Here is a 25,007-nt window from a genome sequence, read left to right as displayed (position 1 = left end):
CCCGCGAAGAACGGAGCTAGGCGGAGGCCGGCGCGCCTCTGACGTGCAGGCCGTCGAGCAGGTCCCGGGTCGCCTCGGCGATCGCGTCCACGGCCGCCGCGAACACCTCCTGATTGTGCGCGGCGGGCGCATGGAACCCGGACACCTTGCGTACGTACTGGAGCGCGGCGGCGCGGATCTCCTCCTCGGTGGCCTTCTCGGGGATGGCGGGCGGACGGAGGGTCTTAATGGAGCGGCACATACCTCCACTATCCCGCTACCGGGGCAGCTCGGCCCCGGACAACCGCATGATCAACCCGGCCTGCAACCGTGCGCGCAGCGCCGGATCGTCCACCTCTTCGAGCAGCCGTAGCGCCTGCCGCGTGCCCTCCGCGGCCCGCCGGTCGGCGCGCAGCGAGGCGGTCTGGTCGGCCATGTGCCTGAGCGCGGTGTCGGCCCGCCGGTGGAACAGCTGCCCGACGAGGGTGACGACCGCCCCCACGGAACTGGTCACGACCCCGGCGTACAGGTCCCCGCTGGTCTCGGCCTTCCACACGGCCAGCGCCACCCCGAGAAGCAGAATGACGGCCCCGGCCCCGGCGAACCGCTGGCTGGCCACGAAGCTGCTCCGCGCCTGCGTCAGCCCGTAGGCGTAGTACTCGACGAGGATCGGCGTGAAGTCGTCCCGCCGGCCGCCGGGTTGTTCCCCGGACCGGCCCGTCCCGGAGTCCGCGTACTTGGGATCCCCCGCGGGTTCCTCGGCGTGCCCCAGCAGCCGTGCCCGCTCCGCGTCCCGCCGCCGGTCGAACCCCTCCGCCGCCAGCCGCTCCCACACCGCCAAGGCCGCCGCGCCCACGGCCCCGCCACCCCACGCGAGCCACTCGCCCATCCCCCGACGTTCCCACGCCCCGACCCCCCGGCCAAGACCGCGCGGACACGCAAAAGCCCCCAACCGTGACCGGTTGGGGGCTTTCCGCTGGTGGGCGCGGACGGTTTCGAACCGCCGACATCTGCTTTGTAAGAGCAGCGCTCTACCCCTGAGCTACGCACCCGTGGATGAGTGGACAGCCTACATGGCGGGCGCACCCCCCACGCAAACCCGTTCCCGTGGGGGAGAATGGACCGGGGCATGGCGGAGGCGGTACGGGAGAGGGATTGTGACGACGGCATCCCGGCGGTGGTTCGGCGGGCGGGACGACAATCGGCGGGCGGACGCGCAGGCGGCGAAGGATGCCGCAGCGGCCGCGTTCTACGAGCTGGATACGGCGCAGCGGGATCTGCGGATCTCGATCGAGACCATCGCCGCGGCGGACGGGTCGCCCGCCGCGCGGCAGGCCGGCGAGGGCTTCGTCGCGCTCGGGCAGCGGATCGACCAGGTCAGTCATGTGTACATCGAGGCGGTCGACGCGCATGACCTGGACCGGCCCGAGCTGGAGGGCTCGGTGGCGGCCCGGGCCAGGGACGAGCTGGTGCGGGCCCGGGACGAGCTGGTGCGGGTCAAGGGCGAGCTGGACCGGTTCGCGCAGGGGCTGCAACCGTTGCTGGACAAGGCCGAGACGCAGCTGGCCCGGGTCGCGCCGGCCCGGGAGCGGGCGAAGGCCGCGCTGCTGGCGGCCAGTGACGCGCTGGACGCCGTACGGGCCAAGGGCATGCGGGCGGATGACCTGGCCGCACGGCTGGCGGCGCTCGGGCCCGAACTGACGAAGCTGAACCAGGGCGCCGGGCAGCACGGGGTGCAGGAGACCATCCAGCGCGCCGACCGGATCCTGCGGGACGCGGAGGCGATACGGGCCGAGGCGGCGCGGCTGCCGGAGCGCGCGGCGGAGATCGACCGGCGGCTGGTGAGCCTGCGGACCAGGGCGCAGGCGCTGCGCAACCGGGCGGACCGGGTGGATCCGGTGCTGAGCGAGCTGCGTCGGCGGTTCAGTGCCGCCTGCTGGCAGGACCTCCAGCACGTGCCGGACCAGGCGGTACGGGATGTCGCGCAGGCGGAGGACCGGCTGCTGGAGGCCGGCCGGGCCCGCGACGAGCAGCGCTGGACCGACGTCGGCACGCTGATCGAGGCGGTCCGGGCCGCGCTGGACGCCACCGACGAGGCGGTGTCGGCGGCGCAGGACCGGCTGACCCGGCTGGAGGCGGTGGCGCGGGATCCGCAGGAGGAGGTGCAGCGGACCCGGTTCGCGATCCGGGACGCTCAGCGGCTGGCGATGGAGGGCCGCAGTGTGCCCGATCCGCGGCATGCGCGGCCGCTGGACGAGTCGGTGGCGCGGATGGAGCGGGCGCTCGCCGGGCTGGAGGGGCGGCATCCCGACTACTGGCATTTCCTTCAGGAGATGGAGCAGGTGCGCGCCGCCGTGGGGCGGGTCGTCGCCGATATCCGGGGGCAGCGCGGGAACGGGTGAGGCCCGCGGTTGTCCCGGGGTGGGCATCGGCGGATGCTAGGAGGTGCAGGGAACCGGAGCAGAGGAGGGCGGTATGGCTGCCCACATGTCCCGCACGTCTCGTACGTCCCGCATGCCTCGCGCGTCCCACACGTCTCGCGCGTCCCGCTCTCGTACGCCCCAGGTGCCCCCCGCGACCGCACCGCATGCGGCATACGGGTGCCATGAGGCCCATGAGCATTACGCGCCCTACGTGCCCAATGGGCCGCCGCCTGCGCCCAGCCCACCGCACGTCCCCTTCCTGGTGCGGCGCGTCGTGCATCCCCTCAATGCCCGGCTCGACGAGCATCTGCCCGCCGATCACAAGCTCAGCAAGGTCTACCGAGTGGGCTCGGGCCTGACGGGGCTTCTGCTGATCGCCTTCGGGATTCTCGGGCTGATCGACCGAATCGGGTTCTTCGACACCGGCGGGGACAGGGTGCTCGCCCTGAACACCAACGGCGCACTGAGCGTTCTGTCGATCTGTATCGGGCTGCTGCTCTTCGTCGGGATGGTGATCGGCGGGAACTTCGCCTCCACCCTGAACATCGTGCTGGGGGTGGCTTTCATCCTCAGCGGGTTCGTCAATCTCGCCCTGCTGGACTCCAGCCTGAACTTCCTGGCCTTCGAGATCCAGAACGTGCTGTTCAGCTTCGTCGTCGGCGTGATGCTGATGTGGTTCGGGATGTACGGGCGGGTGGGCAGCGCCCTGCCGCACAACAATCCGTACTGGCGTGCCCGCCACCCCGAGCAGGCGGCTCGCGAGCAGCGGGCCCTGGCAGGAAGGGGCCGCGCTGCGTAGCCTGACCGCATGCCTCGTTATGAATTCCGCTGCCGGACCTGCGACGACACCTTTGAGGTCAGCCGGCCGATGGCCGAGTCGTCCGCGCCCGCCGACTGCCCCTCGGGCCACGCCGACACCGTCAAGCTGCTTTCCGCCGTAGCCGTCGGCGGGTCGGCCCGCAGCACGCCCGCACCCGCCATGGGCGGCGCGGGCGGGGGCTGCTGCGGCGGCGGGGGCTGCGGCTGACCGGCCGGCCCCCAGCCGGGCCCCAGCCTGCTAGCGCTTGCGCGACAGCGTGAGGCCGTCCGAGATCGCCAGCAGGACGGAGTCCATCCGGGTGTCCTCGCGGACGTGCTCGTTGAACGCCCGGACGCCAGCCGCCGACCCCGTGGCCGACTCGTCGAGCACCGTGCCGTGGTACAGCGTGTTGTCCGTGACGATGAGCCCGCCCGGGCGCATCCTCGGCACGAGTTCCTCCCAGTACGCGATCTGGTTCTCCTTGTCCGCGTCCACGTAGGCCATGTCGACGTGCTCCTCGGAGGGCATCGCGCGCAGCGTGTCCAGTGCCGGGGCGATGCGCAGGTCGATGCGGTCCGCGACGCCCGCCGCCTTCCAGGCCTCGCGGCCGTACGCCGTCCACTCCTGCGAGACGTCGCACGCGATCAGCACGCCGTCCGCCGGGAGGGCCTGCGCCATGGACAGGGTCGAGAAGCCGGTGAAGGTGCCGATCTCCACGATGCGGCGGGCCCCGGTCAGCCGGACCAGGAACGCCAGCAGCGGCCCCTGCTCCTCCGCCGACTGCATTCCGGCGACGTCCGGGAACTTCTCGTACGTGGTCGCCACCAGCCCCCGCTGGATCTCGTCCAGCGGGGGGTTGTGCGCCAGCATGTACTGGTAGAGCTCGTCTGTGATCTTGGTGCTGTTGCCCTTGGTCATGCGCCCAGTGTGCCCAGTCCGCCCGCGGCCCGCCCGAACGCGCGCACGATCTCCTCGCCCGCGAGCACGCCGGCCGTGGTCAGCGCCGTCACCGACGGTGCCGTCCAGGCCGCGTCGGCCAGTTCCCCGTGGCCCGGCCGCCACGCCCGGTCGGCCGCCAGCAGCAGGTCTGCGTCCAGCAGCGAGTCGCCGGCCGCGAGCGTGGTGGAGGCGCCGGTACGGCGGGCCACCTCGCGCATGGCCGCGCTCTTGGTCAGCGGGCGCGGGACCGCGTAGATCTTGCGGCCCTGCAAGGACACGGTCCAGCCGCGTTCCTCGGCCCATCCCGTCAGGGACTTGATCCATTCGGGCGGGACCAGGGCGCGTTCGACCACGAGGTAGGCGAACAGGTCCTCCGCCACCCGCGCCTTGCGCAGCCACGCCGGGTCCGCCGAGGCGAGCAGGTGGCCGTTCACCTCCTCCAGCGGGGCGGACTCCCGTGCCAGCCGCGCCGCGACCTCGCGCCGCCAGTCCCGGTCCGGCACACCGTCCACGAGCAGCTGCCCGCCGTTGGCGCAGATCGCGTACTTCGCGGGTCGCCCGGGGAAGCGGATCCGCTGGTACTGCTTGCGCGTACGGGTGGTCGTCGGGACGAACACGACGCCCGGGTCGGCGGACAGCTCCGCCAGCAGTCCCGCCGCCGTCTCGGTCATGTACGACAGCGGCTTGCTCTCGTGCACCTCGACGCACAGCAGCCGGGGGGCCACCGGGTCGGGCATGGTCAGCGCGAGGGCGGCCGTCGAGTAGATGAGCGTACGGTCGAGATCACTGGCTACCAGGACAGTCACTTGGAGGCCACAGCCTTTCCGTCGGCGCCCGTGGCGCCGCGCGTGAAGCGGGGGTGAATAAGTCCTACGCACGTGTAAGGCAGCCCGTCGACCTCCTCCACGGGGACCCCGCGCTGCTCGGCGAGCAGTCGTACGTGGTCCAGGTCGGCCCCGGCCCCGCGCTGGGCCAGGATCTTCCACGGCACGCGGCGCAGCAGCACCCTCGTCGTCTCGCCGACGCCGGGCTTGACGAGGTTCACGTCGTGGATGCCGTACTCCTCGCTGATCCGTTCCACCGCCGCCCAGCCCTCCCACGTGGGGGTCCGGTCGGCCGCGAGGAGCTCCTTGACCTCGGCGTCCACCGCCTCGGCCACCTCGTCGAAGCAGGCGGCGACGGCGTCGACGAAGGCGACGGAGACATCGGCACCGGCGAGCTCGCGGTAGAACTTCGCGCCGTGGAAATCGGCGGGCCCGACCAGGTCGGACCTCAGAACCGTACGCGAGATCAGTCCGGAAACGGTGGAGTTGAGACAGGCGGAGGGGATCAGGAAGTCCTCGCGGGTGCCGTACGTCGGGACGCACGAGCCGGGGTCGGCGAGGACCACGATCTCCGGGTTGATCTCCGGGCCCCCCACTTCTCGCTGATGGGCCGCCAGGGCGTCCCGCAGCTCCCGGGTGATCGCACCCTTGCCCGTCCAGCCGTCCACGAAGACGATGTCGGCCGGATCGTGGTGGGCGACGAGCCAGCGCAGCGCGTTGGCGTCGATGCCGCGGCCGCGCACGATGGAGACGGCGTAGTGCGGCAGGTCCAGGCCGTGTCGAGCCTGGGCCCAGCGGCGCATCAGCACGCCGACGGGGGTGCCGGCGCGGGCCAGGGAGACCAGCACCGGGGACGGGGAGCGCTCCGCGAGGACCGTCTCGGTGACGGTGCCCACGGCCCGGGCTATTCGGGCCGCGGAGGCGGTCAGCGCGCTCTGGTAGAGCTCCTGGTACTCGGGGCTCGGCTGGTACTCGACCGGCAGGGACTCGGCGTAGTGCGCGCCGCCCGCCTGGATGGCCTCCTCGCGCTCCTCGGTCGGGGCCTCCAGTTCGACGTCGGAAAGGTCCTGGAGCAGCCAGCCGACGTCCTCGGCGGCGTACGAGGAGAAGGCGGGGCCGCGCAGGGGCTCGGGCATGATCGGATCGGTCATGATCGGCTCCTGCCGGTCGGATGCTTCGGGTACGTAGGACGGTACGACGGCCAGCAGGACCCGGCCGGTGTGCGGGGCGAGCTGGGCGAGGAGCCCGTCGGGGGCGTGCAGGGCCCCGGTGTCCCCCTGCGCGTCGACGACGGCGACGACGGCGTCGAAGCCCGCGCCCGCGACGTTGTAGGCGTACCGGTCCCCCGGCCCGTCGGCGGGGGCGTCGTGCGCCGGGAACACCAGCCGGGTGCGGATGGCGTAGCCGGGGTCGTCGACGGCGAGCACCGGCGAGCGGGTCGTGGTCGAGAACCGGACCTCGCGGCCGGCCGCCGCCCCGGGTTCAGCCCCGGATCCAGCCCAGGATTCCTCCAGGGCCCGCGCGAGGCGCAGCGGCGCGTACATCAGCTCCTCGTTGCCGAGTACGAGGACCCGCGCCGGCCGCCCACCCGGCGCGCCCGGCCCACCCGGCTCGCCCAGCGCGTCGGCGAGCTGCCCGGCCAGCGCGGGCAGGGCCGCCTCCAGCCGGGCCCGGTCGGCCGGGGTGAAGCCGTGCCGGCCGCCGTCCGGGAGCCCGGCGGGCCAGTCCAGCACGACCCGCCCCACGGGGGCGGGCGGGCCGCCGGCGGCGGGAGCCGCGCACTGGCGGTCGTACTCCTCGACCAGGGCCTGCCCCTTGGCCAGGACGCCCTCGGGGAGCCCGACCGTGCCGGAGGCGAGCGCGACGAGGTCGACGCGGGCGCCGATCTCGGCGGCGAAGGCGGTGAGGCGGTCGCGGTCGGCCGGGGAGCGCATGTCCACGAGGGCGACGACGACGTAGTGCGAGCGGGGGTGCCGGGCGTGCAGGTCGCGGATGGTGTTCAGGACGGTGTTGCCGGTGGAGAACTCGTCGTCGACGAGGACCAGCGGCCCGCTCGCGGCCAGCAGTTCCGGGTCCTCGGGCAGCAGCAGGTGCGAGGTGGCGTGCGAGTGGGCCTCCTCGAATCCGCCGGCGGGCTTCACGCCCGGTACGGGGCGGCGGGTGGAGTGGAGGTAGGGGGCGAGCCCGAGGCCGTCGGCGACGCAGTGACCGAGCCCGGTGGCGGTCTCGGCGTACCCGAGGACCACCGCCGCGGCGGCCGCCTCGTCGCCGAGCAGCTCCCTGACCCGTTCTCCCAGCCCGTACCCGGCGGCGTAGACGACCTCCGGGGACTGCGGGACGTGCTTGCCCAGCACCTGCGAGACCAGCAGGTGCGCCCGCTTGGGGTTGCGCCGCAGCGCCAGCCCCAGCAGCTGCACCAGCCGTGGCGAACCCGGGGCCGCGCCTTCCTCCAGGCTTACGCCCAGCCGGTCCGCGACCCAGGTTCCCGACCACACCGCGTCGATCGTCTTGCCTTTCCTCGTCGTGTACAGCGTCTGCGGCAGGCTCACACCTGGGGCCCCGCCGTGAGGAGGTCGACGAAGCCGACCTCCTCCTTGGCCACACCGAAGACCTCGGCCCGCAGCATGGTGCGCTCGGCCCAGGCCCGGTGGGGCTTCACCTCGTTCATCTTGTTCGTGTAGGCGGAGCGCATGACTCCGCCGCCGCCGCGCTCGGGGCGCAGGATGTCCTGCGCGTCGCTGAACTCCTCGTGGGAGACCACCGACAGCGCGTGGACGGGCGTGACGTGGGCCGGGTGGATGCAGGTCTTGCCCAGCAGCCCGTTGGCCCGGTCGAGCTCGATCTCGCGCAGCAGCCCGTCCAGGTCGTGCTCGATCAGCGCGGTGCGCAGTTCCTCCACGCCCTCCTCCAGGAAGGGGCTGCGGCGCAGCTGCGGCTTGAAGAGCCGCTGCTGGCTGCGGAAGTACTCCCAGACCGGTCCGGTGACGGTGAAGCCGGTGCCGTCGGCCCGGCTGAGCACGTTGACCACGTCCGCGATGACACCCGCGACGATCTGGACGTCGTACGCGGTCATGTCGGGGGTGCGCCGCAGTCCGTAGGCGGAGCAGAAGTCGGTCACGCCGAGCCGCAGGGCCAGGACCCGCTCGCGGTAGGCGTTGACCGTGCGGGAGATGCCGGCGAGGGTTTCGACCCGGGTTTCGAGGTGCAGCAGTTCCGGCGTCTCCAGGACCGGCATGGCGTACAGGCGGGGCTGTCCGCTCGCCGCCTCCGCCTCGGCCACGGCGTCGAGGAAGGCGATACCGCGGTGCTCGCTGAACTTGGGCAGTACGAATCCGGCCAGCCTGCGCGCCGAGCCGCCGAGGCGGCGCACGAGGTCGGGGATCTGCTCGGGTTCACGGACCCGGATGAACAGGAGCGGGAGGTCCGCGCCGTCGGCGTCGAGGTCGGCGAACTGCCGGACGAGGTTCTCCTCGCCTCCGGCGACATCGGCGTCGCTGATGGAATCCTCCAGGCAGAGGACCATGGAGACGACTCCGCGGGCGGCCTGCTTGCGGATGTCGGCGGCCAGGCTCGGGCGGGTCGCCGGACTGTAGAGCGTCGCCCCCAGGGCGGCGGCGAGAATACGGGCCGGGGAGGCGGCGGTGAACTCGGCCGGCTCCTGGTGGAAGAGGTCCTTTCGGACGGTGGGCGATATGTGCCCGAAGTGACGCATGTGCTTCCCCCGTACTGCCTCGGCGGCCCAACTGGCGTGGCCGGTAATAGTACGTACGAACGTGAGTCAAGAATTCCTCAAGCACATGAAGTTCAGGTAACCCCCATGCACCATGCCCAGGTCTAGCGGTGGGGACAAGAGTCTCGACGTGAACCGCGGGGACACGCCCTACGGGGGGCCGCATTGTTCCGCTCCCCCGCGGGAGGGCAGGATGACGGGCATGACGCACGCGATGCAGAAGGGCTCGAACATCCCGGTGGCCGCCGTGGCGGTCCGGGCGGTGCTGCGCTGGACCACCGGCCCCGAGGTGCCGGACGTGGACGCCTCCGCGCTGCTCGTGGGCGCGGACGGGCGTGTGCGTTCGGACGAGGACTTCGTTTTCTACAACCAGCCCCGGCACCCCTCGGGGGCCGTGTGGCGCCTGGGCAAGAAGCAGATCGGCGACGGGATCACCGACGCCGTGCAGGCGGACCTGCGCGCGGTGACCCCGGCGGTGGACCGGATCCTGGTGGTCGCCTCCGCCGAGGACGTGCCGTTCCAGCGGGTCAGGGACCTGCGGATCCTGCTCTACGACGCCACCGCGGCAGGTGGCGCCGAGCCGCTGGCCTTCTTCGACGTGCGGCCCGAGACGGGCGCCGAGACCGCGCTGATCTGCGGGGAGCTCTACCGCCGGGGCGAGGGATGGAAGTTCCGCGCGCTGGGCGAGGGCTACTCCGACGGGCTGGTGGGGCTGGCGACCGACCACGGGATCTCCGTGGACGAGAACGCCCCCGAGGCCGCCGCGGCCGCCACGGGGCCCACGGGCGAGCAGACGGCCGCGATGCGTCCGGCGCCGCCCACGCAGGCCGCGCCGGCCGTACAGCCCGCCTACGGGTATCCGCAGCCGGTGTCCCCGGCCCCGGTGCCGGGACCGGGGGCCGACCCGGCCTTCCGACTGCCGGTGCAGGGCCCCCAGTTCATCCGCCGCTGAGCCGGCCGGCCCTCGGGCGTGTTTTAAAAGTCGGGCCACGCCCTCCGGGCGCCCGGCGCTACTTTTAAAACCCGCCCGAGGGGCTCCGGTCAGGTCTTGGTGCTCTTGTAGCCCCGCCCCCACTGGAGCCCCCACCCGTACAGCCGGTCCAGCTCGGCCTGGAATCCGTACACGAATTTCACCTCGCGGCGCACGATCAGCTCGCCCTTGACCTTCTCCAGGGAGACCACGGCGCAGGAACGGGCCTGCGGGTGCCGCTCGTCGAGGGCGATCTCTATCCGCGGTCCCGTGCTCGGGTAGAGGGTGACGAGGGCGTGCGTCCGGTCGAAGGCCGGGGTCTGGTCGTAGATGTAGACGAAGACGAGCAGCCGCTTGATCTCGTCGGAGTGGTCGAGGTTGACGAAGACCGTCTCGCCGGACGGCGACCCGAACCGGTCGTCGCCACTTAGCTTCACGTACGGCGGGTCGTTGATGTCGCCGAGCAGGTTGCCCAGCGGCTGTACGACGCCCCGGGTGCCGTCGGTCAGCTCGTAGAGGCAGCCGAGGTCGAGGTCGACATTGGCCACGCCCTGGGTGTGGGCCTGCACCATGTCCGGCTTGAACAGCTTGAACGGGTGCCGGAAGAGCTGGCCGCTCTGGCCGGAGCGGCCGCCGATGTCGGAGGTACGCATCCGCCAGGAGAGGTTGACGCGCAGGTTGCCGTGCACCGCCCCCTGTTTGGTGAGCGACACCGTCGGATGCCGCCTGGTCAGCTCGATCGCGTTCGACGAGGCGCTGCCCGACTGGAACTGCATGGCGCGAGCGCCCCTGATCCCGTCGAAGAAACCCATCCCTGCCTTCCCCCCTGATCCCCTTTTGCCCGCACGGAAAACGGGGCGGCCCGCCGGGTCGTGGACCCCCGGGCCGCCCCGCAATGGAGCGTTCCGCATTTATGCCGCGGTCATGCCTCCGCGATCACGCGTACGCCGTCACGCGTCCGCGGTTGTGCCTCGCGGTCACGCGTCCGCGACGGCCCCCTCCAGCTCGATGCGCTTGTTGCGGCGCACGGAGGACCAGAAGGACCACGCGATCAGCACGACGCCGACGAGGCCGGTGATGACCTCGTTGATCTCGTGCTGGATGGTGACGAGCAGGATCACGGCGAGCGCGCCGATGGCGTAGTGCGCGCCGTGCTCCAGGTAGACGTAGTCGTCGAGGGTGCCCTGGCGGACCAGATACACGGTCAGCGACCGGACGTACATGGCACCGATGCCGAGGCCGAGGGCCATGAGCACGATGTCGTTGGTGATGGCGAAGGCGCCGATGACCCCGTCGAAGGAGAAGGAGGCGTCGAGGACTTCGAGGTAGAGGAACATGAAGAACGCGGCCTTGCCGGCCATGGCGACGGCCGAGACGGACTTGCCGCTCTTCCTCGCCGCTTCCTCGGCCTCGTGCTCGGCCTCCTCCTCTTCCTCCAGCTTGTTCTCGAAGTAGCCGGAGAGGCCACCGACGATCATGTAAGTGATCAGGCCGAGAATGCCGGAGACGAGGACCGTCTGCGCCTTGTCCACGTGGACGCCGCCGTGCTGGTGGGCGTGGGCGGCGAAGGTCATCGAGGTGATGACCAGGACGATCAGCGCGATGCACGCGGACAGCATGTCGATCTTGCCGAGCTTGGCGAGCGGACGCTCCAGCCAGGCGAGCCACTTGATGTCACGGTCCTCGAAGATGAAGTCGAGGAAGATCATCAGGAGGAACATGCCACCGAAGGCGGCGATGGACGGGTGAGCGTCCGTGACCAGCTGCTTGTACATGTCCTTGTCGTTCATGGCCAGATCGACGGCGTCGATGGGCCCGATCTTCGCGCTGATCGCGACGATGACGACGGGGAAGACCAGTCGCATACCGAAGACCGCGATGAGCACGCCGACCGTGAGGAAGATCTTTTGCCAGAAGGCATTCATCTTCTTCAGAATTCCGGCGTTGACCACCGCGTTGTCGAAGGACAGCGAGATCTCAAGGATGGACAGGATCGCGACGATCCCGAATGCCTTCCACCCCCCGTAGAACACCGCTGCGACCAGACCGAGCGCAGTGATTGCGAACGACCAGCCGAAGGTTTTGAGAACCACTGGCACCCCATCGTCTTGTAAGGCTTTACGAAACGTTGACCCCGAAGTCTAGAGCGATGCCCCGGAGCCCCGACGCGTACCCCTGCCCCACCGCCCGGAACTTCCATTCGCCCCCGTACCGGTAGACCTCGCCGAAGATCATCGCGGTCTCGCTGGACGCGTCTTCGGTGAGGTCGTAGCGGGCCAGCTCCTGGCCGTCCGCCTCGTTCACCACGCGGATGAAGGCATTGCTGACCTGGCCGAAGCTCTGCCGGCGGGCCTCGGCCTCGTGAATGGAGACCGGGAAGACGATCTTGTCCACGCCGTCCGGCACCTTGGTCAGGTCGATGATGATCGACTCGTCGTCGCCCTCACCCTCGCCGGTGAGGTTGTCCCCGGTGTGCTCGACGGAGCCCTCGGGACTCTTCAGGTTGTTGTAGAAGACGAAGTACTCGTCGCCCAGCACCCGGCCGTTGCTGCACAGCAGCGCGCTGGCGTCGAGGTCGAAGTCGGCCCCCGTCGTGGAGCGCGCGTCCCATCCCAGTCCGACCAGAACCCGGGTGAGGTTCGGTGCGGCCTTGGAGAGGGAGACATTGCCCCCCTTGGCGAGTGTGACGCCCATGTTGTGGTCCTCCCCGGACGACGTGGTGGTCGCGGCACGGCGGTCGCGGCCCCGGTGTGGTGAAATCCGCGGCGCGGCCGCGGGCAAACCCAGTCCGGCGCCGTACACACAGTGCACGGCGCCGGACGGGTGTACTGCTCTCTTTCGAGCGAGGACTCAGACGTTGACGCCGAAGTCCTGCGCGATGCCCCGCAGGCCGGAGGCGTAGCCCTGGCCGATGGCGCGGAACTTCCACTCGGCACCGTTGCGGTACAGCTCGCCGAAGACCATGGCGGTCTCGGTCGAGGCGTCCTCGGAGAGGTCGTAGCGGGCGAGCTCGCTGTTGTCGGCCTGGTTCACGACGCGGATGTACGCGTTGCGGACCTGGCCGAAGCTCTGCTGGCGGCTCTCGGCCTCGTAGATCGAGACCGGGAAGACGATCTTGGCGACATCGGCCGGGACGCCGGCGAGATTGACCTTGATCGCCTCGTCGTCGCCCTCGCCCTCACCGGTGGTGTTGTCGCCGGTGTGCTCGACCGAGCCGTCCGGGCTCTTCAGGTTGTTGAAGAACACGAAGTTCGCGTCGCTGGCGACCTTGCCCTGGTCGTTGGTCAGGATCGCGCTGGCGTCGAGGTCGAAGTCGACACCGGTGGTGGTGCGAGCGTCCCAGCCCAGACCGACGATGACCGCCGTCAGGTTAGGCGCGGCCTTGGTCAGCGAGACGTTGCCGCCCTTGCTGAGGCTGACTCCCACGGGTCCTCCATTGGTATGTGTGGGGCGGGGCCCCGTCGTGCGGTTGCTACAGGATCAACGTTTCGATCCTAGTGACGGGTTCCCGCCTGAAAGCGGTTTTCGCACGGAACTCCGCGCAGGAACTGCGCGTACGGGCCTCAGCGGCTCGCGTACGGACCTCAGAGGCTCGCGTAGGGACCTCAGAGGCTGTCGAGGGCCTTGACGTACTCGTTCAGGTCACGCGCGTCGGGCAGTCCGTTGACGACGGTCCAGCGCACGATGCCGTCCTTGTCGATGATGAAGGTGCCGCGGACCGCGCAGCCCTTCTCCTCGTCGAACACCCCGTAGGCGCGGGAGGTCTCCCCATGCGGCCAGAAGTCCGACAGCAGCGGGTAGTCCAGGTTCTCCTGCTCGCCGAAGACCCGCAGGGTCGGCACCGAGTCGTTGGAGACCGCGAGGAGCTGGACCTCGTCGTTCTGGAAGCGGGGCAGCTGGTCGCGCAGCTCGCACAGCTCGCCGGTGCAGACGCCGGTGAAGGCGAACGGGTAGAAGAGCAGCACGACGGCCTTCTCCCCCCGGAAGTCGGAGAGCCGCACGGTGGCGCCGTGATTGTCCTTGAGTTCGAAGTCCGGGGCCTTGCCGCCTACCTCGATCGCCATCTCTCGCATCCCTTCGTTCCTGCATCCCTGCGTTGGGCTGTTCGGGTGGTGCCAGCCTATGGGGTGGCTGAACGCACACACCCCGCCGACCGGGGTCGATTCCGGTAGGCGGGGCGTGTGTCCGCTTGGCTGCGGGGCGCGGCTCAGCGCTTGGACTTGGCGGCCGTCTTGGGCGTCACCAGCTTGGTGGCGGCCCACTCCTTGCCGACGCTGACGCTCCTGGTCTGCGACAGGCCGGCCGTTTCGGCGGCCTCGCTGATGTCGCTGGCCTCGACGTAGCCGTCACGGCCCGTCTTGGGAGTCAGCAGCAGGATCAGGGCGGCGTCCTCGACCAGCTCGGTGGCATCGACCAGTGCGTCCGTCAGGTCGCCGTCATCCTCACGGAACCACAACAGCACCGCATCGGCGACGTCGTCGTAGTCCTCGTCGACGAGCTCGTTGACGTGCTCCTCGACGGCGTTACGGAATTCCTGATCGACGTCGTCGTCGTAGCCGATCTCCTGGACCACCTGTTCGGACTGGAAACCCAGCCGGGCGGCCAGGCTCTCCGCGTGGTCCGCGGTCGCGCTCACGGGGTGCCTCCTGCTCATGTTCGGTGAATGTCTTTCGGCGGCGCGCGTACGCGCAGCATTGGGCGTAGTCCACACGGGCGCGGCGGATCGCGCAAGTACCCGGCCGCCGAGACCGTCGAAACGGTGACGATTGCGGCCGTCTCGCCGCAACTTTCAGCCTCCCCGTGTGCACCTCTGGTGATTCATCCCACACCATTCCAGCTCATTCGGCATCATCGTCAACGGTTGGTGACTTTCCTACCTGTTTGAGGGACGAACGGCCTTGCGAACCAGTTGATCGTCTTGGGCGTAAGGTTGCGATCTGTCCGGGCCCGTCCCCCGCGGCCTTCCCGGCTCCACCGCCGGTGGCCGGAAGTTCCAGGGGTTACCCAGGGGTAAAGATGACGATTCCGGCCGAGCGTAAGACCATGGGAGGCGGCGAAACCAAGGCACGACTCCCCTGACAGCGAAGGAACAGCGTGGCTTCCGCATCCGATCGCAACCCGATCATCATTGGCGGCCTGCCGAGCCAGGTCCCGGACTTCGATCCGGAAGAGACGCAGGAGTGGCTCGACTCCCTTGACGCCGCCGTCGACGAGCGGGGCCGTGAGCGCGCCCGCTATCTGATGTTGCGGCTGATCGAGCGGGCCCGCGAGAAGCGCGTGGCCGTGCCCGAGATGCGCAGCACGGACTACGTCAACACGATCGCCACCAAGGACGAGCCCTTCTTCCCCGGCAACGAGGAGATCGAGCGCAAGGTCCTCAACGCCACCCGGTGGAACGCGGCCGTGATGGTCTCCCGCGCCCAGCGTCCCGGTATCGGCGTCGGCGGGCACATCGCCACGTTCGCCTCCTCCGCCTCCCTCTACGACGTGGGCTTCAACCACTTCTTCCGGGGCAAGGACGAGGGCGACGGCGGCGACCAGATCTTCTTCCAGGGGCACGCCTCCCCCGGTATCTACGCCCGCGCCTACCTCCTGGACCGGCTCTCCGAGCAGCAGCTCGACGCGTTCCGCCAGGAGAAGTCGAAGGCCCCGTACGGCCTTTCCAGCTACCCGCACCCGCGGCTGATGCCGGACTTCTGGGAGTTCCCGACGGTCTCGATGGGCCTCGGCCCGCTCGGTGCGATCTACCAGGCCCGGATGAACCGGTACATGGAGGCGCGCGGGATCGCGGACACTTCCAAGTCCCACGTTTGGGCGTATCTCGGTGACGGTGAGATGGACGAGCCGGAGTCGCTCGGCCAGCTGTCGATCGCGGCCCGCGAGGGCCTGGACAACCTGACCTTCGTCGTCAACTGCAACCTCCAGCGCCTCGACGGCCCGGTGCGCGGCAACGGCAAGATCATTCAGGAGCTGGAGTCGATCTTCCGGGGTGCCGGCTGGAACGTCATCAAGCTGATCTGGGACCGCTCCTGGGACCCGCTGCTGGCCCAGGACCGCGACGGCATCCTGGTCAACAAGATGAACTCCACCCCGGACGGGCAGTTCCAGACGTACGCCACCGAGTCGGGCGAGTACATCCGCGAGCACTTCTTCGGCGGCGACCAGCGGCTGCGCGCGATGGTCGAGAACATGACCGACCAGCAGATCCAGCACCTGGGCCGCGGCGGCCACGACCACAAGAAGGTCTACGCGGCGTACGCGGCGGCCAAGGCCCACAAGGGCCAGCCGACGGTGATCCTGGCGCAGACGGTCAAGGGCTGGACGCTCGGCCCCAACTTCGAGGGCCGCAACGCGACGCACCAGATGAAGAAGCTGACGGTCGACGACCTCAAGCGCTTCCGCGACCGCCTGCACATCCCGATCACGGACCAGCAGCTGGAGAACGGCGCCCCGCCGTACTACCACCCGGGCCGCAACTCCCCCGAGATCCAGTACATGCACGACCAGCGCAGCTCGCTGGGCGGCTACGTGCCGACCCGTGTGGTGCGCGCGAAGCCGCTCCAGCTGCCGGACGACAGCGCGTACGCGGCGGCCAAGAAGGGTTCGGGCCAGCAGTCGATCGCCACCACGATGGCCTTCGTCCGCATCCTGAAGGACCTGATGCGGGACAAGGAGATCGGCAGGCGCTTCGTGCTGATCGCGCCCGACGAGTACCGCACCTTCGGCATGGACGCGTTCTTCCCGAGCGCCAAGATCTACAACCCGCTGGGCCAGCAGTACGAGGCGGTCGACCGCGACCTGCTGCTCGCGTACAAGGAGTCCCCGACCGGCCAGATGCTGCACGACGGCATCTCGGAGGCGGGCTGCACGGCCTCGCTGATCGCCGCGGGTTCGGCGTACGCGACGCACGGCGAGCCGCTGATCCCGGTCTACGTCTTCTACTCGATGTTCGGTTTCCAGCGTACGGGTGACCAGTTCTGGCAGATGGCCGACCAGCTGGCGCGCGGTTTCGTCCTCGGCGCGACCGCCGGCCGGACCACCCTGACGGGTGAGGGCCTCCAGCACGCCGACGGTCACTCCCAGCTGCTGGCCTCGACCAACCCGGCCTGTGTCGCGTACGACCCGGCCTACGGCTACGAGATCGCGCACATCGTCAAGGACGGTCTGCGACGCATGTACGGCCCGGAGGCCGAGGACGTCTTCTACTACCTGACGGTCTACAACGAGCCGATCCAGCACCCGGCCGAGCCGGCCGACGTCGACGTGGACGGCATCCTGAAGGGCATCCACCGGGTGTCCGCCGGTTCGGAGGGCACCATCGGGGCGCAGATCATGGCCTCGGGCGTGGCGGTGCCGTGGGCGCTGGAGGCGCAGCGGATCCTGGCCGCGGAGTGGAACGTCAGGGCGGACGTCTGGTCGGCGACCTCCTGGAACGAGCTGCGGCGCGAGGCCATCGAGGTGGAGCGGCACAATCTGCTCCACCCGGAGGAGGAGCAGCGCGTCCCGTACGTGACGCGGAAGCTGTCCGGCGGCGAGGGGCCGTTCGTGGCGGTCTCGGACTGGATGCGGGCGGTTCCGGACCAGATCTCGCGGTGGGTGCCCGGCAGGTACACCTCGCTGGGCGCGGACGGCTTCGGCTTCGCGGACACGCGGGGCGCGGCCCGGCGCTTCTTCAACATCGACGCGCAGTCGGTGGTCCTTTCGGTGCTGACCGAGCTGGCCGGCGACGGGAAGATCGACCGCTCGGTGCTGAAGCAGGCGGTCGACCGCTACCAGCTGCTGGACGTGGCGGCGGCGCACCCGGGTGCGGCCGGCGGCGACGCGTAGCGATCACTCTCCCGTGGGGGCGTTGGGGCATATGCCCCGGCGCCCCTTACGCGTTCTTTACGATGCCTGGCATGAAGGAACCTTCCCGTCAGGTGCGGTGGGAGCGCCGTACGCAGACGCCTCTCCTCGTCCTCGCCATGGCGTTCGCCGTCGCCTACGCCGTGCCGATCGTGGCGCCCGATGCCGGTGAGGACGTGCACCGGGCCTGCACGCATGCGGAGTGGGTGGTGTGGGGGGCCTTCGCCGTCGACTACGTGGTGCGCCTCGGCATCGCGGGCGACCGCAAGGTCTTCGTACGGACGCACTGGCTGGACCTGGCCGCGGTGGTGCTGCCGCTCGTGCAGCCGCTGCGGCTGCTGCGGCTGGTCGCCACGCTGATGCTGGTGGGCCGGCGGGCCCGGATGGCTCCGCAGATCCGGCTGACGACCTACGTGGCGGGTGCCGTGGTGGGGCTGCTGATGTTCGGCTCGCTCGCGGTGCTGAGCGTGGAGCGGGACGCCCCGGACGGGAACATCAAGAATCTGGGCGACGCGGTGTGGTGGTCGTTCACCACGATGACGACGGTCGGATACGGGGACCACTCGCCCACCACCGGGCTGGGCCGGGTGCTGGCCGTCGGGCTGATGCTGTCGGGTATCGCCCTGCTCGGTGTGGTGACCGCCAACATCGCCGCCTGGTTCATCGCCCGGTTCGAGCGCGACGACCAGGTGGAGCGGCTCCAGCTGGCGGCCGTCAGGGAGCTTCAGGCGGAGGTACGGGCCCTGCGGGCCGAGGTCGCCCGGCTGGCCGACGGCGGCCCCGCCGGCCTGCAGGGCGCCCCGGCGCCGCGTGAGACTACCTCTCCCACACCTTGAACGCCCGTACCTGGTAGGGCGACTGCGGCAGCCAGACCCCGTCACCGGGGTAGGTCTGGAACTCGCCGGTCTCGGCGCACTCGGCCGACTGGTAGGTGGTCACCGGCCGCCCGGTGCGGTTGGACAGCGACTGGGCGCTGGTCCCGGCGGGCAGCGCGGTGCAGCTGTTGATGTCCAGGGTGCTCAGTTCGTGGGTCTGCCGGGTGCCCTTGAACTCCGGCTTCGCCCACAGGCACAGCTGCCCCGTGGCGCAGGCCCCGAGTGGCGGGGGACCCGCGGCGTGCGCCGCGGTGGTCGTGCTCGGGATGAGGGCGGTGAGGGCCAGGGCGGTGGCTGCGATCGCGGTGCTACACGTACGCATGACGGGTCAACTCCTTGTGGACAGGGGCACCCCGGACGTGTTCCGGAGCGCCGCTGACACCACGCTGACCTGCGCCGACGGTCGGGCGGAAGGGGCTGTGGGCGGGTGTACCCGGATAGGCGACAGCCCCGCCGGACCGGACCGGCGGGGCTGTTCGCGCAAGGAGTTGACGCCTCCGCGGTCGTCACCTCAGGGAAGGCGGGCGGGCGGCTCAGACGTGGGCCGCGCCCGCTCCGGCGGCGGCGTTCACGCCGCGCTTGGTGAAGCAGGCCACGACCGCGGCGAGCACCGCGACGACGCCGGCGACGGTGAAGGCGGTGCTCATGCCGGACACGAACGTGTCGTGCGCGACCTTGGTTATCGCCTGGGCGACCGGCTCAGGGGCTCCCGGCGGCACCGGCGCGAGGCCGACCTGGACACCCTTCTCCACGAGCTCCAGCTGGCCCTCGGGGAGCGGGGGCAGTTCGGCCTCGGCCCAGTTGTCCCCGAACGAGCTGCTGACCGTACTGGCCATGACCGCGCCGAGGACGGCGGTGCCGAGGCTGCCCCCGACCTGCATGGCGGCCTGCTGGAGCCCGCCGGCCACACCGGAGAGCTCCAGCGGGGCGTTGCCGACGATGACCTCGGTGGCGCCGACCATGACGGGCGCGAGGCCGAGGCCGAGCAGGGCGAACCAGAGCGACATGGTGAGGGTGCCGGTGCCCGGGGTGAGCTGAGCCATCCCGAAGCAGGCGGCGGCGGTGGCGACCATGCCGGCGACCAGCGGGATCCGCGGGCCGGCCTTGGTGATGGCGGCGCCGGCCAGGGGCGAGCCGACGATCATCATGCCGGTGAGCGGCAGCAGGTGCAGACCGCTGTCGACGGGGCTCATGAGGTGCACGTTCTGCAGGTAGAAGGTGACGAAGAACAGGCCGCCCATGAAGGCGAAGGCCATCAGGACCATCAGCACGGTGCCCGCGGACAGCGGCAGCGAGCGGAACAGGCTCAGCGGGATCAGCGGTTCGGAGACCTTGGTCTCCCAGAAGGCGAAGAACACGAAGCAGAGCACGGACACGGCGAGGAAGACGAGCGTCCTGGGGTCGCCCCAGCCCCACTCGGCGGCCTTGATCAGGGCCCAGATCAGGGAGAACATCGCGGCCGACAGCACCAGGATGCCGAGGACGTCGAAGGAGCGCGGGGCGTTCTCGGCGCGGTGGTCGACCAGGATCACCAGGCCGAGGACGAGCGCGATGATGCCGACGGGCACGTTGACGAAGAAGACGGACTGCCAGCTGACGTTCTCGACGAGCAGGCCGCCGACGATGGGTCCGGCGGCGGTCGAGGCGCCGATGACCATGCCCCATATGCCGATGGCCATGTTGAGCTTCTCGGCGGGGAACGTGGCGCGCAGCAGGCCGAGCGCGGCGGGCATCAGCAGGGCGCCGAAGAGGCCCTGCGCGACGCGGCAGCCGATGACGAGCTCGACGCTGGAGGAGAGGCCGATCGCGGTCGAGGAGGCTGCGAAGCCGGCGATGCCGAGGAGGAACGTCTGGCGGTGGCCGAAGCGGTCGCCGAGCTTACCCGCAGTGATCAGCGAGACCGCGAGGGCCAGCAGGTAGCCGTTGGTGATCCACTGGACGTCCGCGAGCGAGGCGTTCAGGTCCTTCTGGATGGCGGGGTTGGCGACGGCGACGATCGTGCCGTCGAGTGTGACCATCATGACGCCGACCGCCACGGCGAAGAGGGTCAACCACGGGTGGCCGCGTAGGCCGGAGGCCGGTGCGGGGCCTGTTTCCTTGGCGGGGACCTGATCGTCCACGGTGATCTGACTAGTCATGCGAACAGGCTAGTGACAGTGTCTGACACTTCACAAACGGCTTAACGGGACAGTCACTGTCAGGTGGGTCACAGGTACCCTGACCGCTTACTCAGCGTCAGAATCAGCATCAAAAGGGGACCTCGCGGTGATGACCGACCAGCGGCCCGCGCCCGCCCCGCCGGCGGCCGGACTGCGCGAACGCAAGAAGCAGCGCACCCGCGACGCACTGCTGCGCGCCGCCCTCCTCCTCTTCATCTCGCAGGGATACGAGGAGACGACAGTCGACGAGATCACCGACGCCGTGGAGGTCTCCCAGCGCACCTTCTTCCGCTACTTCGCGAACAAGGAAGAGGTCGCCTTCGCCGTCCAGGACCTGGTCGAATCGCACTTCCTGGCGGCCCTGCGAGTCCGGCCGGCCTCCGAGGGACCCCTGGAGGCCATGCGCACCGCGGTGCTCGAAGCCTGGGACACCGTCGGGGAGGCCATCTCCGAGGTGGTCCCGGTCGACCTCTACATGCGCACCTACCGGCTCATCGAGTCCACCCCGGCCCTGCTCGCCGTCCACCTGCGGCGCTCCACCGAGCTGGAGGAGCAGATCGCCCGCGTGATCGCCGCCCGCGAGGGGCTGGACCTGGACGCCGACCCCCGGCCCCGGGTCGCGGTCGCCGCTTTCTTTGGGGTGATGCGGGTCACCGGGCGGCTGTGGGGGCAGGGCGAGGACACCAGCGTGGCCGCGATCCGTGCGATGACCGAGGCCTACCTCGACCAGATCGGCCCGGCGTTGGCCTCCGACTGGCGGTGAGCCAGGTCACCCGTGGCGCCGCCGCCCTCGGAGGTCTCTTACGCTGATCCCAGTGAAACTGCCCGGCCTCGCCCACCCCACCGCCCCTGTCGCCGACGCCCCGAGCGCCTCCGCCCTGCGCACCCTGCTCGCGCTCGCGGTGGTGTTCGTCATGCTGGCGACCACCGGCTGGACCGCCGTGCACCGGCCCGAGACCAGCGTCTCCCCGCGCGCCGCCGCGCTCGCCGCGTGGGCCGTGTCCCGGGTCGACGGCCAGCCGCTGCCGCCCGCCGACGCCCCCGTACGGACGGTGGCCCGCTTCTTCGCCGGCCTCGACGGCGGCCAGCGGGCCCGGCTCGCCGACGGCTACCCGCTCGTCGTCGGCAACCTCGGCGGGGTGCCGGCCGCCACCCGCTACCGGGCCAACCTGCGCGCCCTGGAGCAGGCCGAGCAGGTCGAGGTGGGCCGCAGCCACGATGTCGCGCTGACCCCCGCCGACCGCGCCACGGCCACCCGGCGCGCCCACCGCTTCGCCTCCCTGGGGCAGCCCGGACGGCAGATCCTCGCCTTCGACCCGACCGGCGGCGGCCGCGTCGCCGAGGTGTTCGGCGACCTCGGCCGGGCCGACCGGGTCTCGGTCGTCGTCCCCGGCGTCGACACGGACGCGATCACCTTCGAGCGCACCCAGCGCCGTGTCACCTCACCCGTCGGCATGGCGGAGTCCCTGTACGAGGCCCAGCGCGCGGCCGCGCCGGGCGGCCGGACCGCCGTCATCGCCTGGGCCGACTACACCGCGCCCACCGGGCTCGGCATGGACGCGGCCACCGGCAAGCTGGCCGTGGAGGGCGCAATACGGCTGGATGCGCTCGCCGCCGCGCTGCCCGGGGACGCGAGCGTGGCGCTGTTCTGCCACAGCTACGGGTCGGTGGTGTGCGGGGTCGCCGCGCACGGCCTGCCGGACCGGGTGACCGATCTGGTGGTGGCCGGCAGTCCCGGGATGCGTGCGGAGAACGCCGCCGAACTCGACACCTCGGCGCGGGTGTGGGCCATGCGGGACGCCGGGGACTGGATCGCGGACGTACCGCACCTGGAGGTCGGCGGGCTGGGCCACGGGGCGGACCCGGTCTCCCCGGACTTCGGCGCGCGGCTGCTGTCGTCGGCCGGGGCCAAGAGCCACACCGGCTACTTCCAGCCAGGGACCGCCTCGTTGGACAACTTCGCCAAAATCGGAACCGGTGCGTTCGATTCCGTGGTGTGCGTACCCGGCGGCAACGCCTGCCGCCGAGGGATTTCCGGGACAGAAGCGGACTGACGCGCGTAGAGACCCGGAAAACGGGCTCCGCAGCGAGGGGGACGCAACGGGGCGCCTCCCTTTACGATGTGGCGCATGGGTGACGTACTGGCCGGAAACCATGCCGTCTGGGAGTTCGACTCGGACTCGGTGCTCATCCGCTTCGCACGGGGGATGCGAACTCCAAGACTCTGGCACGCCCTTGGGTCGCGCCGCATCCCCCTGGAAGCGTTGTCCGAGGTCACCGTGGCCGCAGGGAAGCGGGACACGGTGGTGCTGCGTGCCGTGCCGAGACCGGGCGCGGATCCGCTGATGGAAGCCGCCGCCGGGCAGCTGAAGGAGACCTGCGACCCGTACCGGCTGGTGCTGCCGGGCGAGCAGGCCCCGCTCGCGGCAGCCCTGGCGGACGCCCTGCGGGGGCGGTTGGGCCCGGATGCCGCCGAGCCGGCGCCGCGGTTCCTGGTCCGCGTCCCGGAGCCGCCGGTGCACCTGAAGGCGTACGACGCCCGGGTGGACTTCGACGGCTCGGCCGTCACCTTCCGCTGGTCCCGCACGGGCGCCAGCAGCACCAAGTGGAAGGCCGGCGACCAGCGTTACCCGCTCTCCGCGCTCACCGGCGTCGAGTGGGTCTCCCCCGAGGGCCTGGGCGGCGGCCATCTGCGGCTGCTCACCCGGGACGCCCAGGACACCCGGGACCCCCGCGACCCCCGGGACACCGGCGACGACCCACGCCCCGACCACGACCTGGCGGCCGCCGTGTTCGGCGTCGGCTATGGGGCGGTGCACGAGGCACTCCCGTTCGCGGCGGCCGTGCTGTCCGCCGTGCGCGGCCGCGCCCAGGTCGCCACCGTCCCGCCGGCCGGGCCCTCCGGGGACCGCCTCCAGCACCTCGGCGAGCTGCACAGCGCGGGGCTGTTGACCGATGCCGAGTACTCGGCGCTCCGGGACCGCTTCGCCGCCGACGCCTGACCCCGGCGGGCCGCCCAGGGCTGGCCGCCCCGCAGGAGGGTCAGTCCTCGCGCGACACCGAGGTGAACGTCATGTCCGGGTAGCGGTCCCCCGCCACCTGGGCGGCGATCGGCTCCAGCAGGGCCAGCTCCGCATCCGTCAGGGTGATCCGGGTCGCGGCCGTGTTCTCCGCGAGGCGCTCCGGCTTGCGGGTGCCCGGGATCGGGACCACCGTCAGCCCGTGCACGCTCGCCCGCTGCTGCACCCAGGCAAGCGCGATCTGCGCCGGGGTCGCCCCGTGCGCCCGCGCGATGTCCCGGACCGGGGCCAGCAGCGCCGCGTTGGCCTTGGCGTTGTCCCCGGTGAACCGGGGCTGCCGCTGCCGGTAGTCCCCCTCCGTCAGGTCCTTGCCCGCATCGGCGAACGCGCCCGTCAGGAAGCCGCGGCCCAGCGGGGAGTACGGCACGAAGGCCACCCCGAGCTCCGCCGCCGCGCCCACCGCGCTGTGCTCCACGTCCCGGCTGAACAGCGACCACTCCGACTGGAGGGCTGCGATGGGGTGCACCGCGTGCGCCTCGCGCAGTTCCGCCCCGGTGACCTCGCTGAGCCCCAGGTGGCGCACCTTCCCCTCCCGTACCAGCTCCGCCATCGCGCCGACCGACTCCGCGAACGGCACGGCCGGGTCGCGCCGGTGCATGTAGTACAGGTCGATCACATCGGTCCCGAGCCGCCGCAGGCTGGCCTCCACGGCCTGGCGGATGTACGCCGGGTCGTTGCGGATGCCCCGGTAGCTCGGGTCGTCGTTGCGTTCGAGGGCGAACTTGGTGGCCAGGGTGATCTCGTCCCGGTGCGCCGCCACGAAGGGCGCGAGGAACTCCTCGTTGGCGCCCCGCCCGTAGGCGTCGGCGGTGTCGAAGAGAGTGACCCCGGCGTCCAGCGCCCGGTCCAGGGTCGCGCGGGCCACGGACTCGTCCGTGGCCCCGTAGAACTCGCTCATGCCCATGCAGCCGAGGCCCTGGACGCCGACGACCGGTCCGCCCTTGCCGAGTTCGGCCTTCTCGATGATGGTGTTCCCCGTCATTTCTGTACTGCCTTCCCCACGTAAAGATCGATCTTGAAGTCCAGCACGGCGAGCGCGTCCGTCAGTTCGCCGATCCGCGCCCGCACCTCGCGCCGCGTCCGCTCCAGCAGTTCGCGGCGCTCGTCGACGGTGTGCTCGCCCTCGCGCACCAGTTCGGCGTACCGGACCATGTCCGCCACCGACATCCCGGTGGTGCGCAGCTTGCCGACGAAGTCCAGCCAGCTCAGGTCCTTGTCGGTGAACCGGCGCTGCCCCGAATGGGAGCGGTCCACGTGCGGCATCAGGCCGATCCGTTCGTACCACCGCAGGGTGTGCTGGGTCAGACCGGTCCGGGCCTCGACCTCACTGATCGTGTACCGCGTCTGCGTCTGCGTCAGGCTCATGACCACCACGCTAAAACCT

The 25,007-nt window shown here is 70.8% G+C and carries 25 protein-coding genes and 1 tRNA gene; 9 read left to right on the top strand and 17 right to left on the bottom strand.

The genetic code is table 11. The features are described from left to right. Nucleotides 1-16: 16 nt before the first annotated feature. From J7I97_RS17900 to J7I97_RS17890, 3 genes are all read right to left on the bottom strand, one after another. Nucleotides 17-241, bottom strand: a complete 225-nt coding sequence (locus tag J7I97_RS17900; RefSeq protein ID WP_214936060.1) for a DUF2277 domain-containing protein — start codon at nucleotides 239-241, stop codon at nucleotides 17-19. Between the two features lie 15 nt (nucleotides 242-256). Continuing rightward, nucleotides 257-868: a hypothetical protein gene (locus J7I97_RS17895; RefSeq protein ID WP_251051029.1), complete on the bottom strand. Its 612-nt coding sequence runs from the start codon at nucleotides 866-868 to the stop codon at nucleotides 257-259. Between the two features lie 88 nt (nucleotides 869-956). Further along, a tRNA-Val gene (locus tag J7I97_RS17890) sits at nucleotides 957-1,031 on the bottom strand. 105 nt (nucleotides 1,032-1,136) lie between these two features. Here J7I97_RS17890 and J7I97_RS17885 point away from each other — a divergent pair. The 3 genes from J7I97_RS17885 to J7I97_RS17875 all read left to right on the top strand — a co-directional run bounded on the left by J7I97_RS17885 (nucleotide 1,137) and on the right by J7I97_RS17875 (nucleotide 3,429). Beyond that, nucleotides 1,137-2,381, top strand: coding sequence for a hypothetical protein (locus J7I97_RS17885; protein ID WP_308378362.1), 1,245 nt, complete (start codon nucleotides 1,137-1,139; stop codon nucleotides 2,379-2,381). Nucleotides 2,382-2,661: 280 nt separating this feature from the next. Beyond that, nucleotides 2,662-3,201 (top strand): DUF4383 domain-containing protein, encoded by a 540-nt coding sequence (locus J7I97_RS17880; RefSeq protein WP_214936074.1) that lies wholly within the window; start codon nucleotides 2,662-2,664, stop codon nucleotides 3,199-3,201. 9 nt (nucleotides 3,202-3,210) lie between these two features. Continuing rightward, nucleotides 3,211-3,429, top strand: coding sequence for a zinc ribbon domain-containing protein (locus J7I97_RS17875; protein WP_214936058.1), 219 nt, complete (start codon nucleotides 3,211-3,213; stop codon nucleotides 3,427-3,429). Between the two features lie 30 nt (nucleotides 3,430-3,459). On the opposite strand, the gene J7I97_RS17870 is transcribed toward J7I97_RS17875, so the two are convergent. From J7I97_RS17870 to J7I97_RS17855, 4 genes are read right to left on the bottom strand one after another with little or no spacing between them, the layout of a single operon-like run. Further along, a complete protein-coding gene (locus tag J7I97_RS17870; protein ID WP_214936056.1) occupies nucleotides 3,460-4,119 on the bottom strand; it encodes an O-methyltransferase in 660 nt (219 codons plus the stop codon). Further along, entirely contained in the window at nucleotides 4,116-4,946 is an 831-nt protein-coding gene (locus J7I97_RS17865; RefSeq protein ID WP_214936054.1) for an HAD family hydrolase, read from the bottom strand. The genes J7I97_RS17870 and J7I97_RS17865 overlap by 4 nt, the downstream gene beginning before the upstream one ends. Then, the gene (locus tag J7I97_RS17860; RefSeq protein WP_308378360.1) at nucleotides 4,943-7,513 is read right to left on the bottom strand and encodes a phosphoribosyltransferase; all 2,571 of its coding nucleotides are present in this window, start codon (nucleotides 7,511-7,513) and stop codon (nucleotides 4,943-4,945) included. The genes J7I97_RS17865 and J7I97_RS17860 overlap by 4 nt, the downstream gene beginning before the upstream one ends. Next, nucleotides 7,510-8,676 carry an HpcH/HpaI aldolase/citrate lyase family protein gene (locus tag J7I97_RS17855; RefSeq protein ID WP_214936052.1) on the bottom strand — a complete coding sequence of 389 codons (1,167 nt, stop codon included), beginning with the start codon at nucleotides 8,674-8,676 and terminating at the stop codon, nucleotides 7,510-7,512. The genes J7I97_RS17860 and J7I97_RS17855 overlap by 4 nt, the downstream gene beginning before the upstream one ends. Nucleotides 8,677-8,896: 220 nt before the next feature. Between J7I97_RS17855 and J7I97_RS17850 the strand changes: the two genes are divergently transcribed. After that, nucleotides 8,897-9,646 (top strand): TerD family protein, encoded by a 750-nt coding sequence (locus J7I97_RS17850; RefSeq protein ID WP_214936070.1) that lies wholly within the window; start codon nucleotides 8,897-8,899, stop codon nucleotides 9,644-9,646. A gap of 89 nt (nucleotides 9,647-9,735) precedes the next feature. Here J7I97_RS17850 and J7I97_RS17845 read toward each other — a convergent pair whose 3' ends face one another. From J7I97_RS17845 to J7I97_RS17820, 6 genes are all read right to left on the bottom strand, one after another. Beyond that, nucleotides 9,736-10,476, bottom strand: coding sequence for a Tellurium resistance (locus J7I97_RS17845; protein ID WP_214936050.1), 741 nt, complete (start codon nucleotides 10,474-10,476; stop codon nucleotides 9,736-9,738). A gap of 165 nt (nucleotides 10,477-10,641) precedes the next feature. Then, nucleotides 10,642-11,757, bottom strand: coding sequence for a DUF475 domain-containing protein (locus tag J7I97_RS17840; protein ID WP_214936047.1), 1,116 nt, complete (start codon nucleotides 11,755-11,757; stop codon nucleotides 10,642-10,644). Between the two features lie 25 nt (nucleotides 11,758-11,782). Beyond that, complete coding sequence (locus J7I97_RS17835; RefSeq protein WP_214936045.1) at nucleotides 11,783-12,358, bottom strand: TerD family protein; 576 nt, start codon at nucleotides 12,356-12,358, stop codon at nucleotides 11,783-11,785. Nucleotides 12,359-12,514: 156 nt separating this feature from the next. Next, nucleotides 12,515-13,090: a TerD family protein gene (locus J7I97_RS17830; protein ID WP_030711348.1), complete on the bottom strand. Its 576-nt coding sequence runs from the start codon at nucleotides 13,088-13,090 to the stop codon at nucleotides 12,515-12,517. Nucleotides 13,091-13,269: 179 nt separating this feature from the next. Then, a complete protein-coding gene (locus J7I97_RS17825) occupies nucleotides 13,270-13,728 on the bottom strand; it encodes a peroxiredoxin (RefSeq protein ID WP_214936044.1) in 459 nt (152 codons plus the stop codon). Between the two features lie 143 nt (nucleotides 13,729-13,871). Then, entirely contained in the window at nucleotides 13,872-14,300 is a 429-nt protein-coding gene (locus J7I97_RS17820; RefSeq protein ID WP_214936042.1) for a DUF3052 domain-containing protein, read from the bottom strand. A gap of 458 nt (nucleotides 14,301-14,758) precedes the next feature. On the opposite strand from J7I97_RS17820, the gene aceE reads away from it, so the two are divergent. Together aceE and J7I97_RS17810 are read left to right on the top strand one after the other, a co-directional pair. Continuing rightward, the gene (aceE, locus tag J7I97_RS17815) at nucleotides 14,759-17,491 is read left to right on the top strand and encodes a pyruvate dehydrogenase (acetyl-transferring), homodimeric type (RefSeq protein WP_214936040.1); all 2,733 of its coding nucleotides are present in this window, start codon (nucleotides 14,759-14,761) and stop codon (nucleotides 17,489-17,491) included. Nucleotides 17,492-17,562: 71 nt separating this feature from the next. Beyond that, the gene (locus J7I97_RS17810) at nucleotides 17,563-18,345 is read left to right on the top strand and encodes a potassium channel family protein (protein ID WP_214936038.1); all 783 of its coding nucleotides are present in this window, start codon (nucleotides 17,563-17,565) and stop codon (nucleotides 18,343-18,345) included. Here the strand turns inward: J7I97_RS17810 and J7I97_RS17805 are convergent. Beyond that, nucleotides 18,326-18,706 carry a peptidase inhibitor family I36 protein gene (locus J7I97_RS17805; RefSeq protein ID WP_214936036.1) on the bottom strand — a complete coding sequence of 127 codons (381 nt, stop codon included), beginning with the start codon at nucleotides 18,704-18,706 and terminating at the stop codon, nucleotides 18,326-18,328. The two genes, J7I97_RS17810 and J7I97_RS17805, sit on opposite strands and share 20 nt — an antisense overlap. Before the next feature lie 211 nt (nucleotides 18,707-18,917). Next, on the bottom strand, nucleotides 18,918-20,522 hold the full coding sequence (locus J7I97_RS17800; protein ID WP_214936034.1) for an MFS transporter: 1,605 nt from the start codon (nucleotides 20,520-20,522) through the stop codon (nucleotides 18,918-18,920). A 130-nt stretch (nucleotides 20,523-20,652) separates the two neighbouring features. Between J7I97_RS17800 and J7I97_RS17795 the strand changes: the two genes are divergently transcribed. The 3 genes from J7I97_RS17795 to J7I97_RS17785 all read left to right on the top strand — a co-directional run bounded on the left by J7I97_RS17795 (nucleotide 20,653) and on the right by J7I97_RS17785 (nucleotide 23,545). Continuing rightward, nucleotides 20,653-21,306, top strand: a complete 654-nt coding sequence (locus tag J7I97_RS17795) for a TetR/AcrR family transcriptional regulator (RefSeq protein ID WP_214936032.1) — start codon at nucleotides 20,653-20,655, stop codon at nucleotides 21,304-21,306. Nucleotides 21,307-21,457: 151 nt separating this feature from the next. After that, complete coding sequence (locus J7I97_RS17790; protein WP_214936068.1) at nucleotides 21,458-22,597, top strand: alpha/beta hydrolase; 1,140 nt, start codon at nucleotides 21,458-21,460, stop codon at nucleotides 22,595-22,597. A 75-nt stretch (nucleotides 22,598-22,672) separates the two neighbouring features. Beyond that, nucleotides 22,673-23,545 carry a DUF4429 domain-containing protein gene (locus tag J7I97_RS17785; RefSeq protein ID WP_214936030.1) on the top strand — a complete coding sequence of 291 codons (873 nt, stop codon included), beginning with the start codon at nucleotides 22,673-22,675 and terminating at the stop codon, nucleotides 23,543-23,545. Nucleotides 23,546-23,585: 40 nt separating this feature from the next. Here the strand turns inward: J7I97_RS17785 and J7I97_RS17780 are convergent, their stop codons facing one another. After that, entirely contained in the window at nucleotides 23,586-24,605 is a 1,020-nt protein-coding gene (locus tag J7I97_RS17780) for an aldo/keto reductase (RefSeq protein WP_214936028.1), read from the bottom strand. After that, complete coding sequence (locus J7I97_RS17775) at nucleotides 24,602-24,988, bottom strand: MerR family transcriptional regulator (protein ID WP_251050619.1); 387 nt, start codon at nucleotides 24,986-24,988, stop codon at nucleotides 24,602-24,604. Before J7I97_RS17775 ends, J7I97_RS17780 begins: the two co-directional genes overlap by 4 nt. Nucleotides 24,989-25,007: the final 19 nt, after the last annotated feature.

This window comes from Streptomyces sp. ISL-87, from assembly GCF_018614095.1.
GTDB lineage: Bacteria > Actinomycetota > Actinomycetes > Streptomycetales > Streptomycetaceae > Streptomyces.
This window is presented reverse-complemented; position numbering and strand designations above follow the sequence as displayed.